The sequence below is a fragment of the Macrococcus equipercicus genome, assembly GCF_024205945.1.
Lineage (GTDB): Bacteria > Bacillota > Bacilli > Staphylococcales > Staphylococcaceae > Macrococcus > Macrococcus equipercicus.
Genome location: NZ_CP073809.1, coordinates 2,127,114 through 2,140,160, shown reverse-complemented (window position 1 = coordinate 2,140,160; position 13,047 = coordinate 2,127,114). Strand labels below are relative to the sequence as shown.

At 43.0% G+C, this 13,047-nt stretch carries 17 protein-coding genes; 16 read left to right on the top strand and 1 reads right to left on the bottom strand.

Going from position 1 to position 13,047, the window contains the following annotated elements; all coding sequences use genetic code 11:
* The first annotated feature begins 376 nt into the window (after positions 1-376).
* The 16 genes from rpmH to rpsR all read left to right on the top strand — a co-directional run bounded on the left by rpmH (position 377) and on the right by rpsR (position 12,269).
* A complete protein-coding gene (rpmH, locus tag KFV11_RS11440; protein ID WP_133417655.1) occupies positions 377-514 on the top strand; it encodes a 50S ribosomal protein L34 in 138 nt (45 codons plus the stop codon).
* Between the two features lie 93 nt (positions 515-607).
* Positions 608-955 (top strand): ribonuclease P protein component, encoded by a 348-nt coding sequence (rnpA, locus tag KFV11_RS11435; RefSeq protein ID WP_254249973.1) that lies wholly within the window; start codon positions 608-610, stop codon positions 953-955.
* Positions 956-970: 15 nt separating this feature from the next.
* Positions 971-1,762: an RNA-binding cell elongation regulator Jag/EloR gene (jag, locus tag KFV11_RS11430; protein WP_254249972.1), complete on the top strand. Its 792-nt coding sequence runs from the start codon at positions 971-973 to the stop codon at positions 1,760-1,762.
* A gap of 124 nt (positions 1,763-1,886) precedes the next feature.
* Complete coding sequence (mnmE, locus tag KFV11_RS11425; RefSeq protein WP_254249971.1) at positions 1,887-3,266, top strand: tRNA uridine-5-carboxymethylaminomethyl(34) synthesis GTPase MnmE; 1,380 nt, start codon at positions 1,887-1,889, stop codon at positions 3,264-3,266.
* A gap of 12 nt (positions 3,267-3,278) precedes the next feature.
* Entirely contained in the window at positions 3,279-5,150 is a 1,872-nt protein-coding gene (gene mnmG, locus KFV11_RS11420) for a tRNA uridine-5-carboxymethylaminomethyl(34) synthesis enzyme MnmG (RefSeq protein WP_149458906.1), read from the top strand.
* Positions 5,151-5,867, top strand: a complete 717-nt coding sequence (gene rsmG / locus KFV11_RS11415) for a 16S rRNA (guanine(527)-N(7))-methyltransferase RsmG (RefSeq protein ID WP_254249970.1) — start codon at positions 5,151-5,153, stop codon at positions 5,865-5,867.
* Between the two features lie 33 nt (positions 5,868-5,900).
* Positions 5,901-6,752, top strand: a complete 852-nt coding sequence (gene noc, locus KFV11_RS11410) for a nucleoid occlusion protein (RefSeq protein ID WP_254249969.1) — start codon at positions 5,901-5,903, stop codon at positions 6,750-6,752.
* Positions 6,753-6,917: 165 nt separating this feature from the next.
* Positions 6,918-7,676 (top strand): ParA family protein, encoded by a 759-nt coding sequence (locus KFV11_RS11405; protein WP_149458903.1) that lies wholly within the window; start codon positions 6,918-6,920, stop codon positions 7,674-7,676.
* Entirely contained in the window at positions 7,669-8,520 is an 852-nt protein-coding gene (locus KFV11_RS11400; protein WP_149458902.1) for a ParB/RepB/Spo0J family partition protein, read from the top strand. Before KFV11_RS11405 ends, KFV11_RS11400 begins: the two co-directional genes overlap by 8 nt.
* 9 nt (positions 8,521-8,529) lie before the next feature.
* The gene (locus KFV11_RS11395) at positions 8,530-9,426 is read left to right on the top strand and encodes a mechanosensitive ion channel family protein (RefSeq protein WP_149458901.1); all 897 of its coding nucleotides are present in this window, start codon (positions 8,530-8,532) and stop codon (positions 9,424-9,426) included.
* A complete protein-coding gene (locus KFV11_RS11390) occupies positions 9,416-9,613 on the top strand; it encodes a DUF951 domain-containing protein (RefSeq protein ID WP_149458900.1) in 198 nt (65 codons plus the stop codon). The genes KFV11_RS11395 and KFV11_RS11390 overlap by 11 nt, the downstream gene beginning before the upstream one ends.
* 11 nt (positions 9,614-9,624) lie before the next feature.
* A complete protein-coding gene (ychF, locus tag KFV11_RS11385) occupies positions 9,625-10,725 on the top strand; it encodes a redox-regulated ATPase YchF (protein ID WP_149458899.1) in 1,101 nt (366 codons plus the stop codon).
* Between the two features lie 11 nt (positions 10,726-10,736).
* On the top strand, positions 10,737-11,060 hold the full coding sequence (locus KFV11_RS11380) for a hypothetical protein (RefSeq protein WP_149458898.1): 324 nt from the start codon (positions 10,737-10,739) through the stop codon (positions 11,058-11,060).
* Positions 11,061-11,166: 106 nt separating this feature from the next.
* Positions 11,167-11,457 (top strand): 30S ribosomal protein S6, encoded by a 291-nt coding sequence (gene rpsF / locus KFV11_RS11375; protein ID WP_149458897.1) that lies wholly within the window; start codon positions 11,167-11,169, stop codon positions 11,455-11,457.
* A gap of 20 nt (positions 11,458-11,477) precedes the next feature.
* Entirely contained in the window at positions 11,478-11,999 is a 522-nt protein-coding gene (ssb, locus tag KFV11_RS11370; protein WP_149458896.1) for a single-stranded DNA-binding protein, read from the top strand.
* A gap of 27 nt (positions 12,000-12,026) precedes the next feature.
* Positions 12,027-12,269 carry a 30S ribosomal protein S18 gene (gene rpsR, locus KFV11_RS11365; RefSeq protein ID WP_149458895.1) on the top strand — a complete coding sequence of 81 codons (243 nt, stop codon included), beginning with the start codon at positions 12,027-12,029 and terminating at the stop codon, positions 12,267-12,269.
* 37 nt (positions 12,270-12,306) lie between these two features.
* Here the strand turns inward: rpsR and KFV11_RS11360 are convergent, their stop codons facing one another.
* A complete protein-coding gene (locus KFV11_RS11360; RefSeq protein WP_254249968.1) occupies positions 12,307-12,894 on the bottom strand; it encodes a GNAT family N-acetyltransferase in 588 nt (195 codons plus the stop codon).
* Between the last annotated feature and the right edge of the window lie 153 nt (positions 12,895-13,047).

Below are 13,047 nucleotides of genomic sequence, written 5' to 3'. Positions count from 1 at the left end.
TATTATTAACATTGTGTGGATAAATAAATCCAGTGGTATAGTTTTTCACACGAAATATAACAAGATATTATCAAATAAATACGATAATATCAACATATTTGTAAAGTTATCCACAAAGTTACCATGACTCACCCCGCTATTTATACACACCTGTGGATTTGTGGGTGACACAAAAAATAAATGTGAATAACAGAAATTCAGTTTTTAATTATCCACATTTTTTATTGTTTAAAGTGTGGATAAGTGTATAACTTTTTTAATATCATCAGCTGATTTAGTAGTTGCAAGTTGAAATGTAATTTGTTATACTTCAGTAGTTATTGTCAATCACATATAAAGTGAAAATAGAGGAATATATTAATAGGAGGTGTCCTAAGTGGTAAAACGTACTTATCAACCAAATAAACGTAAACATAGTAAAGTTCACGGTTTCCGTGCACGTATGAGCACTAAAAACGGACGTCGCGTTCTTGCACGTCGTCGTCGTAAAGGCAGAAAAGTATTATCAGCTTAAGATCACTCTTGCAGTGGTCTTTTTTTTGGTTTAAAACGATGGTCTCATCTAGTATAATTGTATAAAATGCGGGCCTGGAAGTGAGTGAAAACAGTGGAAAAGAATTATCGGATTAAAAAAAATGAAGACTTCCAGACGATTTACAAGCGTGGTAAATCAGTAGCTAACCGTCAGTTTATTGTCTATCGGTATGATGCACACCAGCTTGAGCATTTCAGACTTGGCATTTCCGTTTCTAAAAAGCTCGGGAACGCCGTTGTCAGAAATCGCATTAAACGTTCCATCAGAGAAAGCTTCACCAAACATAAGCACGACATTGTTCCGGCAGATTTTATTGTCATTGCTAGAAAGCCGGCAAACGATATGTCCGTTGAAGAGATTAACAGCAGTCTTGAACATGTCATGAAACTCGCTAAAGGATTCAATAAACGATTTAAGTAGAAAGGAGCTGTGCTTGTGCTGCAGAAGACATTCACAGGCAGAACAGTAGAAGAAGCGGTTCAACTGGGCTTAAGCGAAATGAACGTCACTGAAAACCAGGTCAAAATAGATGTGCTGAAACCGGGTAAAAAAGGTTGGTTCGGCTTCGGACAGTGTGATGCAGAAGTGAACTTGACGATTATTGATCCTGAACTGAAGAAGCTGGCTGATCTGAACACTACTGCAGCACCCGCAGAAAAATTCCGGTCTGTCGTTGCAATTCAGCGTGAACCTTTCATTAAAGACACTTCAGAACTGAAAAAGAGCACAGCAGCTGAACTGCTGAAAGAGCAGAAACCAGCTGACGGCCGCCTCAACATTTCTGATAACGCAGAAAAAACAGCGGATTACGTTAAAGCAGTCATCAGTGCGCTGGATATTAAAGTTACAAGCGCCTGCCGTATTAAGGGCAATGACATAACCATTGAACTGTTTTCTGATGAAGCGGCGCGAATCATCGGCAAGCACGGGCAAGTTTTGAATGCGCTGCAAGTGCTGGCTCAAACATATTTTCAGAACATCCAGAAGAGCTTCGTTACCGTAACGATTGACATTGAAAATTACCGGGCTAAAAGAAAAGAAACACTTGAGACATTAGCACTGAACATGGCCGGTAAAGCTAAAGCAACGAAACGTCCTGTAAAGTTTGAACCGATGCCGAACTATGAGAGAAAAATTATGCATCAAATGTTAACGCGCATGAAAGATATAGAAACGTACTCAGAAGGACGGGAACCTAACAGATATTTAGTCATTAAAGCTAAATAACCATTAGCGAATTAACTCTAAAAACTTTTGTTTTTAGAGTTAATCTGTTTATTTAAAGCATATTCATTTTAATTTCAGGACGTTCGTTCTACAATCAACAAATGACTATTATGGAGGAGATACTATGGATTTTGATACGATTTCGAGCATATCGACACCGATGGGTGAAGGGGCTATAGCCATCGTCAGACTATCAGGGCCGGACGCTGTCACAATTGCTGACCGTCTATATAAAGGAAAGACTGCATTGAATGATGTGCAGAGTCATACGATTAACTATGGCCATATCGTCGATCCAGTCTCCGGAGATATTATAGAAGAAGTGATGGTCGCGGTGATGCGTGCACCGAGAACATTTACGCGTGAGGATATAGTAGAGATCAATTGTCACGGCGGAATCATGACCGTCAACCGCATTCTTGAATTGACATTATCGAACGGCGCACGGCTGGCTGAACCGGGAGAGTTTACAAAGCGCGCATTTCTAAACGGCCGTATTGATTTATCACAGGCCGAAGGGATTATGGATTTCATCCGCTCTAAAACGGACCGCGCAAGCAAAGTTGCGATGAATCAGATAGAGGGCAGGCTGTCGACAATGATCAAAGGGCTGCGTCAATCTATTCTCGAAATACTGGCGCAGGTGGAAGTCAATATCGACTATCCAGAATATGATGATGTAGAAGAAGCGACGACGCAGTTTCTGTTAAGCGAAGCACGACAGATTGATTCAGCAATCGATGGTCTGCTGCAGACAGGTGCACAGGGGAAAATACTGCGTGAAGGGTTATCCACAGTTATTATCGGTAAGCCCAATGTCGGTAAAAGTTCGATGCTGAACAATTTGATTCAGGACAATAAAGCGATTGTCACGGAAGTCGCAGGAACGACACGAGATGTACTGGAAGAGTACGTCAACGTCCGCGGTGTGCCGCTCCGACTGGTCGATACAGCAGGTATTCGTGAGACAGAAGATATCGTTGAAAAAATCGGGGTGGAGCGCAGCCGTGAAGCACTGAAAAAAGCAGATCTCATTTTGTATGTGCTGAATTATAATGAGCCGCTCACAGCAAGTGACTATCAGCTGGCTCAACTGATTAAAGGTGAAGATGTCATCGTCATCATCAACAAGACCGATTTGACGAAGCAGCTTGATCTCGAGGAAGTGCAGCAGATGGTCGGCGATGTGCCGATGGTGCAGACATCGATGCTGTCTCAAAGTGGTATTGATGCACTGGAAGAAGAAATCAGCAGACTGTTCTTTCAGGGCGAAGTCGCGGCTCAGGACATGACTTATGTTTCTAATGCACGGCATATCAGTCTGCTGAAACAAGCGAAACAAGCGATTAACGATGCGATGACAGCTGCAGAATCAGGTGTCCCTATCGATATCGTGCAAATAGATTTGATCAGAACGTGGGAACTGCTCGGAGAAGTCATTGGAGAAGAAGTATCAGACAGCTTGATTGATCAGTTATTCAGTCAGTTCTGTCTCGGTAAATAAGGAGGAAATAAAGTGGAACATTATGATGTCATTGTCGTCGGTGCCGGTCATGCGGGTGTAGAAGCAGGTCTTGCTTCTGCCCGTAAAGGCGCCAAAACTTTAATGCTGACTATCAGTCTAGATTCTGTCGCATTTATGCCATGTAATCCATCAGTCGGCGGACCGGCTAAAGGAATCGTTGTCCGTGAAATTGACGCATTAGGTGGTCAGATGGCCAAAACGATCGATAAAACGCATATTCAAATGCGTATGCTGAATACAGGTAAAGGTCCTGCGGTGCGCGCGCTTCGTGCACAGGCCGACAAAGTACTTTATCAGCAGGAAATGAAAGAAGTCATTGAAAATCAGGAGAACCTGGATATTATGCAGGGAATGGTTGAACGTCTGATTATCGAGGACGGTAAAGTCAAAGGTGTGGAAACAGTGATTGGTACGACGTATTACGCAGACGCAGTCGTGCTGACCACTGGGACATTTCTGCGCGGTGAAATCATTCTTGGCAATATTAAATATTCATCAGGCCCGAACCATCAGATGCCGTCTATTAAACTTGCGGATCATCTGCGTGACCTCGGCTTTGATATTGTCCGTTTTAAAACAGGTACACCACCACGTGTCAACGGTGGAACGATTGATTACTCAAAAACTGAAATTCAGCCGGGTGACGATGTCGGACGGGCATTCAGTTATGAAACGACAGAATATATTTTAGACCAGCTGCCATGCTGGCTCACTTATACAAATGATAAGACGCACCAAGTCATCGATGATAATCTTCATTTGTCTGCGATGTACTCAGGCATGATTAAAGGGACAGGCCCGCGTTACTGCCCGTCCATTGAAGATAAGTTTGTGCGTTTCAACGATAAACCACGGCACCAGATTTTCCTTGAGCCGGAAGGACGCAGCACGAAAGAAGTATATGTTCAAGGATTGTCTACAAGTCTGCCTGAACACGTCCAGCGTCAAATGCTGCAGTCAATTCCAGGTCTTGAAAACGCGGATATGATGCGTGCGGGTTACGCGATAGAATACGATGCGGTCGTACCGACACAGCTCTGGCCGACATTAGAAACGAAAAAAATTGACGGCCTCTTTACCGCAGGACAGATCAACGGGACATCAGGTTACGAAGAAGCGGCTGGACAAGGACTCATGGCTGGAATTAATGCAGCGGCTAAAGTGCTGAATCATGAGCCGGTCATTTTAGGACGTGCTGATGCTTATATCGGTGTGTTAATCGACGACCTTGTAACTAAAGGAACAAATGAACCGTACCGTCTCTTAACAAGCCGTGCAGAATACCGTCTGCTGCTGCGCCATGACAACGCAGATATCCGCCTGACAGAAATAGGTCATCAGATCGGCTTGATCTCAGATGAACGCTATCAGAAATTCCTGCTCAAATTAGATGCTATTTCCGAGGAAATAAGCCGGCTGGCTGCTTATCGTATTAAACCAAATGACAGAACACAGGCGATTATTGAATCACATGGTGGTGCAGCATTAAAAGATGGTATATTAGCGATCGACTTACTGCGCCGTCCGGAAATGGATTATGCGGCTATTATTGAACTGATGGACGAACAAGTGACTGTAGATCCTGAAGTGGCCGAACAAGTAGAAATTCAGACAAAATATGAAGGCTATATTCAGAAATCACTGCAGCAGGTCGATAAGATGAAACGTATGGAAGATAAAAAGATTCCTGAGAACATCGACTATGATGCAATCCATAGTCTGGCGACAGAAGCCCGTCAGAAACTTAAAGAAGTAAAACCGCTCAGCGTCGGTCAGGCATCTCGTATTTCCGGCGTCAATCCGGCAGATATATCCATTCTCCTTGTGTACATCGAGCAAGGTAAAATCGCAAAGGTGAACTAGATGAACGAACAACAATTTGTTAATAATTTAGCTGAAAAAGGGTTTGAATTAACAGAGACACAGCAGAAACAGTTTGCAATCTACTATAAGAATTTAGTAGAGTGGAATGAGAAAATTAATTTAACAGCAGTGACTGCCAAAGATGAAGTTTATTTAAAGCACTTCTTTGATTCTATTACACCAAGCTTCTATTTTGATTTCAGTAAGGTCGAAACGATTTGTGACGTCGGTGCAGGAGCGGGGTTCCCGAGCATTCCTATTAAAATTCTATTTCCTCATATTAAGCTGACGATTGTTGATTCTTTGAATAAACGGATTAACTTTCTCAATCATCTGGCGGCAGAACTGAACCTTGAACAAGTCTGTTTCGTCCATGACCGCGCTGAGACATTCGGTAAATCACCGCAGCGTGAGCAGTTCGACGTAGTGACGGCACGTGCCGTTGCCCGATTGTCTGTGCTGAGTGAGCTCTGTCTGCCGCTCGTTAAAAAAGGGGGGCATTTCCTGGCGCTCAAAGGTGCTCAGGGAGAAGCTGAGATTGACGAAGGTCTATTCGCTGTTCATATACTAGGCGGAGAAGTAGTGGCGAATCATCAGTTCACTTTACCGATGGAAGAAAGCACACGTTATATTGTCGACATTGAGAAGCGCCGGCAAACGCCGAAGAAATATCCGAGAAAACCCGGAACACCGAATAAAGAACCGCTGATGAAGTAAAATGATATGATTTAAGAAAGTGAGCCGATTGTCATGAAGAAACCCTTTTCTAAATTATTTGGATTACGAGATAAGGAAGAAGATGTTGTAGTAGAGCGTGAACGCGAAAAAGGCAACGTCATTATTCTGCCGATAGAACGCATTGTGCCGAACCGCTATCAGCCGAGACAAGTCTTTAATGAAGAGAAAATTCAGGAGCTGGCTGATTCTATTAAATCATATGGCCTGCTGCAGCCGATCGTTGTCAGACCAATTGAAGAAGGTATGTTTGAGATCATTGCCGGGGAACGTCGTTTCCGTGCGATGAAATTAAACGGCACAGCGGAAACAGAAGTGATTGTGAAACCGATGAATGACAAGCAGACGGCAGCGATTGCGCTGATTGAAAATATTCAGCGTGAAAACTTGTCAGCTGTAGAAGAAGCAGAGGCTTATCGCAAACTGCTTGACCTGGACGGGATCACTCAGCAGGATCTTGCAGTCAGCCTAGGTAAAAGTCAGTCATTTATTGCCAACAAACTGAGACTGCTGCGCCTGTCACAGCCTATTCTGGATGCTCTAGGCGGCGGCATGATTACAGAACGTCATGCGAGAAGTTTATTAGCATTGTCCCCTGAACAGCAGCTGGAGATGCTTCAGATCATTAAAAGGCAGAGCCTGAATGTCAAGCAGACGGAAGAGCGCGTGAAGCGCATGCTCGGCGGAGAAGATGTTAAACCAACACGTATCGCCTTTACACGTGATATCAAACTCGCTTTCAACACAATCGGCGAAAGCGTCAGAACAGTAGAAAAAAGCGGTATTAAAGTAAAACGTAAAGATACTGAGTATGAGAACTTCTACGAGATCTCAATCAAAGTGTTCAAAAACCCGGATAGCAAGTAATATTTTCAGAAAAACAGACAATCACAGTAGTGACTGTCTGTTTTATTATGATTGAGCACTTGAATGCAATGTATGGCAAATATTTTAGGTTGTGCAGTTTGCGCTTAAAATTGATATAATCAGTAGTATGAATAGGGCCGTACTACAAGCGAGGAGAGAAGTTACATGAAAATATTGGCTATTGCGAATCAGAAAGGCGGCGTAGGTAAGACAACGACGTCCGTGAACTTAAGTGCCGCTCTTGCAGCACAGGGAAAACAAGTACTATTAGTCGACACAGATCCGCAGGGTAATGCGACGAGTGGTGTCGGTATCGATAAAAATAATGTGGAATACTCAGTGTATGACATGCTGGTTGAAGATGTGTCTATTAACAAAGTCGTGCTGCCGACTGAACAGGAAAATCTCTGGATTATCCCGGCGAATATCGCACTTGCCGGCGCTGAGATTGAACTTGTGTCAGCGATGAGCCGTGAAGTCCGCTTAAAATATGCTTTTAAAGAACTGGAGCAGAATTTTGATTATATTATTATCGACTGTCCGCCGTCTCTTGGTCTGCTGACGATTAACTCATTTACAGCGGCGACAGGCATCATCATTCCTGTGCAGTGTGAATATTATGCGCTTGAAGGATTGAGTCAGCTGCTGAACACGATTAAACTCGTGCAGCGTCACTTGAATCAGTCGCTCGAGATTGAAGGCGTACTGCTGACAATGCTCGATGCCCGCACGAACCTCGGCAATGACGTTATGGCTGAAGTGCGTGCACACTTTGGTGACAAAGTATACGACACGATTATCCCGAGAAATGTCCGGCTGTCAGAAGCACCGTCTCATGGCCAGCCGATCAATGTATATGATGCCCGCTCTGCTGGTGCAAAAACGTATAACGAATTAGCAGAGGAGGTCATCAGCCATGGCTAAAAGTTTAGGAAAAGGTTTAGGGCGCGGGCTTGATGCGCTCTTTCAGGACAATCAAGGTGATGAAGTAGTAGAACAGCTCCGCTTACATACTATTCGCCCTAATCCTTATCAGCCTCGTCAGGAGTTCGAAGAAGCAGCACTGCACGAACTTGCTGAATCGATTAAAATTCACGGCGTCCTGCAGCCGATCGTTGTCAGAAAGTCTGTTAAAGGCTATGACATTGTCGTCGGAGAGCGCCGCTATAGAGCGAGCAAGCTTGCAGGTAAACAGGATATTCCTGCGATAGTCAAATCAATGACGGATAAGCAGATGATGGAACTTGCGATCATCGAGAACTTGCAGCGTGAAGACTTAAACCCGCTCGAAGAAGCGAGAAGTTATCAATTAATGATGGAACACTTAAACTTAACGCAGTCAGAAGCGGCTGACCGTCTCGGTAAATCAAGACCATATATCGCTAATATGCTGCGTCTGTTGAACTTGCCGGCCGACATCAAACAGCTGATTAATGATAAGAAAATATCAGGCGGTCACGGCCGGACACTGCTCGGCTTAAAAGATACTGAAACAATGCAGACAGCTGCCGCCAAAGTCATCACTGAAGCAATGAGTGTCCGCCAGCTGGAACTCTACGTCAAGTCGTTAAGTGACCAGCCTGTCAAAGATAAGAAAGAAGCGACAAAACCGAAGTTTCTCGTGAAACATGAGCAGTCATTAAAAGAACGACTCGGTACAAAAGTTGAAATTTCAAAGTCGCGCAAAAAAGGAAAAATCGCCATCGAATTTACATCAGAAGAAGAATTCAACCGGTTAATTTCCTTACTGGAAAGCGCCGGCCGTTAACAGCGACTGATGAATTATTTCAATGAATTTATGCAGGAAGTCGTAAAACCTTTTACAGATCCCGAACTATGGACGATGATTCTTAAAAACATTTTCTGGGCGGTCGTTACAATTATATTGGCGATGGTTGTCGTAAAACTCGTCCATAAGTTCATCGAACAGTTCTTTAATGTCAGAAGACGATCGAATTTATCGCATTCTGAGAAGAGAGACATTACGCTTGTCAAACTACTGCAGAATATCGCTTCATATGTCGTCTGGTTTATCGTTATTACAACAATATTAAGCAACTTCGGTATTAAAGTTGAAAGTATTATCGCAGGAGCGGGTGTAGCAGGTATTGCCATCGGTTTCGGTGCACAGACACTTGTTAAAGATATTATCACCGGCTTTTTCATCATCTTTGAAAACCAGTTCGACGTCGGTGACTATGTCAGAATTAACACGACGGGAACAAAAGTCGCAGAAGGAACAGTGCAGTCAATCGGCCTCCGTTCAACGCGCATTAGATCGTTTACAGGAGAATTGACGATACTGCCGAACGGGACGATGAATGAAATCGTCAACTTTTCAGTCAACAATTCTGTTGCTGTGTTTGAAGTGTCAGTATCAAGCGATGAGAATTTAAGAGACGTCGAGCAGCTGCTCGAGTCTTATCTGGAATCACTGCAGGAGAAATATGAGGAGCTGACAGCAGTCCCGGATATACTTGGTGTTGAAATGGTCAAAGCAGGAGAAGCGGTCATTAAAATTGCGGCTGAGACACTACCTAATAATCATGCGAAGATTGCCCGCCTGCTGAGACGTGATTTAAAGGACTTCCTGGACGCACATGGTATTAAAGCACCGGTGCCGCGCATGGTCATGTACAATCAGCCGAAAGGAGGTCCTGGGGATGGACAGTAACTACAAGCTGAATGATATTGTCGAGATGAAAAAGCAGCATGCCTGCGGGACAAATGCTTTTCGCATTATCCGCCTGGGTGCTGATATTAGAATTAAATGTGAAAACTGCGGCAGAAGCGTTCTGCTGCCGCGGCATGAATTCAATAAAAAAATGAAAAAAATAATTTCGTCCAGTGACGAAGCTTAAAGGAGAAAAACATGGCATTAACAGCAGGAATCGTAGGTCTCCCAAACGTCGGGAAATCAACATTATTCAACGCAATTACTAAAGCAGGGGCGCTGGCGGCCAATTATCCGTTCGCAACGATCGACCCGAATGTCGGTATCGTAGAAGTGCCGGATTACCGTCTGGACCGGTTGACAGAACTCGTGAAACCGAAGAAGACAGTACCGACAGCGTTTGAGTTCACAGATATTGCCGGTATCGTTAAAGGGGCTTCTAAAGGTGAAGGCCTTGGCAACAAATTCTTATCTCATATTCGTGACGTCGATGCAATCTGTCAAGTCGTCCGTGCGTTTGATGATGAGAACATTACGCACGTCTCAGGAAAAGTAGATCCAGTGGATGACATCGAAACAATTAATATGGAATTAATTCTCGCTGACCTTGAGTCAGTGGAAAAACGCTATGCACGTGTTCAGAAGATGGCCAAGCAGAAAGATAAAGATGCAATAGCTGAAGAAGCAATACTTGCTATCGTCAAAGAAGCACTTGAAAATGAACGCCCGGTACGCAGCATCGACTTTACGCCTGAACAGTTAAAGCTCGTTAAAGGCATGCACTTATTGACGGCTAAACCCATGCTCTATGTCGCGAATGTATCAGAAGATGACTTAGTGAGCGGCGATGAGAATGATTACTTGAAAGCCATCAGAGCGTATGCGGATAATGAAGGCTCAGAAGTAATTGTGATCAGCGCGAAGATCGAAGAAGAACTTGCTGCGCTTGACGACGACGATAAAAAAGAATATTTAACAGACCTCGGTATTGAAGAAGCAGGTCTTGATAAGCTGATTAGAGCATCTTATCACTTACTTGGTCTTGCAACGTACTTCACAGCAGGTGAACAGGAAGTCCGTGCCTGGACGTTCAGACATGGCATGACAGCCCCTCAATGTGCAGGTATTATCCATACAGACTTTGAACGTGGGTTCATCCGTGCGGAAACTGTAAGTTATGATGACTTAGTCGACAACAATGGTATGACAGGCGCAAAAGAAGCGGGTAAAGTCAGACTGGAAGGCAAAGAATACTTGATGAAAGACGGCGACGTAGTACATTTTAGATTTAATGTCTAAGGAGGACTTATATGCAGCCTTTAAAACGGATTATCTATGGTATTAAAGTCATCACGAAGTCTGACGACAAGAAAGAGAAAATGTATCATGTCACTTATTATTATTTCGTGCAGGCAGTACTGCCAGATGAGCATGTGACATTGAATGAAGACATCTATGACAAAATCAGCTATGCAGCTACTGCCATACGCTACTTAGATATCATCAGCTGCGATGAAATAGAGCCCGGAGACAGCGATTACCACTTATATGACTATCTTTACAGAACAAAGGACACGAAGCTGTTCCATGTTAAAGACATGGTCGTCTATAAGTTGAATGAAGTATTGTACTAATGTTGTAATCTGTATAACTCTATGCTATAATATTCAATTGTGAGTAATGAAAATTATTCCTTGCTTTACGTAGTAAAGCCGCATAGACCATAAGGAGGTGTAATAGATGAGAACATACGAAATTATGTACGTTGTACGCCCGAACATTGAAGAAGATGCGAAGAAAGCGTTAGTAGAACGTTTCAACGAGATCTTAACTTCTAACGGAGCCGAAATCATCGAAGCAAAGGACTGGGGTAAACGTCGTTTAGCTTACGAAATCAATGATTTCAAAGAAGGTTTCTACCAAATCGTACGTGTTAACTCAACGGATCAAGCCACTAACGAATTCGATCGTTTAGCTAAGATCAATGACGATATTATCCGTCATATCATTGTACGCGAAGAAGAAAAATAATAACAGGTGGGGGCGATTGCATGCTTAACCGAGTTGTATTAGTAGGTCGTTTAACAAAGGATCCAGAATACAGAGTCACACCATCAGGCGTGTCAGTAGCCACATTTACATTAGCAGTTAACCGTACATTTTCGAATGCACAGGGAGAACGCCAGGCAGATTTTCTGAACTGTGTCGTCTTTCGCAAGCAGGCAGAGAATGTCAATAACTTCTTAAGTAAAGGCAGCTTAGCCGGTGTAGACGGCAGATTGCAATCTCGCAGTTATGATAATCAAGAAGGCCGCAAAGTGTATGTGACTGAAGTCGTCTGCGACTCAGTGCAGTTCCTTGAACCTAAAGGCGCTAACCAGAACCGTCAGAATAATAATGATGACTATTCTGGCTATGATCCAGGATTCGGTGGACAAACACAAGGTCAGAATTATCAATCCAACAACACTAATCAAAATAATTCAAATCAGGCATCATCCGCTCCATCAAACAATCCTTTTGCCAATGCAACAGGACCGATTGATATAAGCGATGATGACTTACCGTTCTAATAGACTATTGTAAGGGAGGCAGCAATCATGGCAGGTGGACCAAGAAGAGGCGGACGTCGTCGTAAAAAAGTTTGTTATTTTACAGCAAACGGTATTACACAAATTGACTACAAAGACTCAGAAATGCTTAAAAAATTCATCTCTGAACGCGGTAAAATTTTACCACGTCGTGTAACAGGTACTTCAGCTAAATACCAACGTATGTTAACTGTAGCTATCAAACGTGCACGTCATATGGCTTTATTACCATATGTTAAAGAAGAGCAATAAGATTGAAGACCTTGCAGCTATGCTGTAAGGTCTTTTTTTACATGTTATTGATATAGTCCTGGAGCTTTGTAAGAGGGATGCCGTTTGCGTCGTGATACTTTGCTATATACATTTGAGTGATAGCGAGAAACAGCTGGCGGCTCTTTTTTATCTTCTTAATAAAGAGATTCATCGGCACAGGGTCGTTATTTTGTAAGCTGGGCTGCATATAGAAAATTGGATATTTAACGTAATTAAACTTCTTATAAAACGATTCAAGCGGGCTCACGCCATACTGATCTTTTTCGCATTCCAGCATAATGGTCTCAAGACTGCAGTCAATAGCTGTCATGCGTTCTTCTGCATAAGCAAGCAGCCTTGAAGCGACGTGTTGTCCTCTGTATGCAGGATGAACGACTAAATAAACGATAAAGCCGATATGATAGTCTTTCTCCACATGAAATGTAATAAAACCTGCGAGCTGGTCGTCAATCGTCAGACCGATGAATTGATAACGGTCGTTTAGTAACTGCAGACTGCGGCGAAAAACTTCTTCTGACTCTCTGATTTCTGCAGGGAAGGTCTGGCCGTACAATGTCATTGCCTCTTCAAAATAAAAGTCTTCTGTAATATTGATAACAGTCATCTCATCATCCTTTCATTAAAATACATATATGCATTATATCATCTGTTAAACTATCAACTTTTATTAAAAATATAATACAATGAATAACAATTTTCTTGATTAATAAATGTATAATAATTATAATAAAAAAGATAATGTGTAATATTATACGTT

Bases quoted from the DNA above. Each gene is read 5' to 3' on its own strand.
- rpsR (WP_149458895.1), top strand. From the start codon at position 12,027: ATGGCAGGTGGACCAAGAAGAGGCGGACGTCGTCGTAAAAAAGTTTGT.
- KFV11_RS11395 (WP_149458901.1), top strand. From the start codon at position 8,530: ATGAATTATTTCAATGAATTTATGCAGGAAGTCGTAAAACCTTTTACA.
- mnmE (WP_254249971.1), top strand. From the start codon at position 1,887: ATGGATTTTGATACGATTTCGAGCATATCGACACCGATGGGTGAAGGG.
- rpsF (WP_149458897.1), top strand. From the start codon at position 11,167: ATGAGAACATACGAAATTATGTACGTTGTACGCCCGAACATTGAAGAA.
- ychF (WP_149458899.1), top strand. From the start codon at position 9,625: ATGGCATTAACAGCAGGAATCGTAGGTCTCCCAAACGTCGGGAAATCA.
- noc (WP_254249969.1), top strand. From the start codon at position 5,901: ATGAAGAAACCCTTTTCTAAATTATTTGGATTACGAGATAAGGAAGAA.
- rsmG (WP_254249970.1), top strand. From the start codon at position 5,151: ATGAACGAACAACAATTTGTTAATAATTTAGCTGAAAAAGGGTTTGAA.
- KFV11_RS11360 (WP_254249968.1), bottom strand. From the start codon at position 12,894: ATGACTGTTATCAATATTACAGAAGACTTTTATTTTGAAGAGGCAATG.
- KFV11_RS11405 (WP_149458903.1), top strand. From the start codon at position 6,918: ATGAAAATATTGGCTATTGCGAATCAGAAAGGCGGCGTAGGTAAGACA.
- ssb (WP_149458896.1), top strand. From the start codon at position 11,478: ATGCTTAACCGAGTTGTATTAGTAGGTCGTTTAACAAAGGATCCAGAA.
- KFV11_RS11390 (WP_149458900.1), top strand. From the start codon at position 9,416: ATGGACAGTAACTACAAGCTGAATGATATTGTCGAGATGAAAAAGCAG.
- KFV11_RS11380 (WP_149458898.1), top strand. From the start codon at position 10,737: ATGCAGCCTTTAAAACGGATTATCTATGGTATTAAAGTCATCACGAAG.
- KFV11_RS11400 (WP_149458902.1), top strand. From the start codon at position 7,669: ATGGCTAAAAGTTTAGGAAAAGGTTTAGGGCGCGGGCTTGATGCGCTC.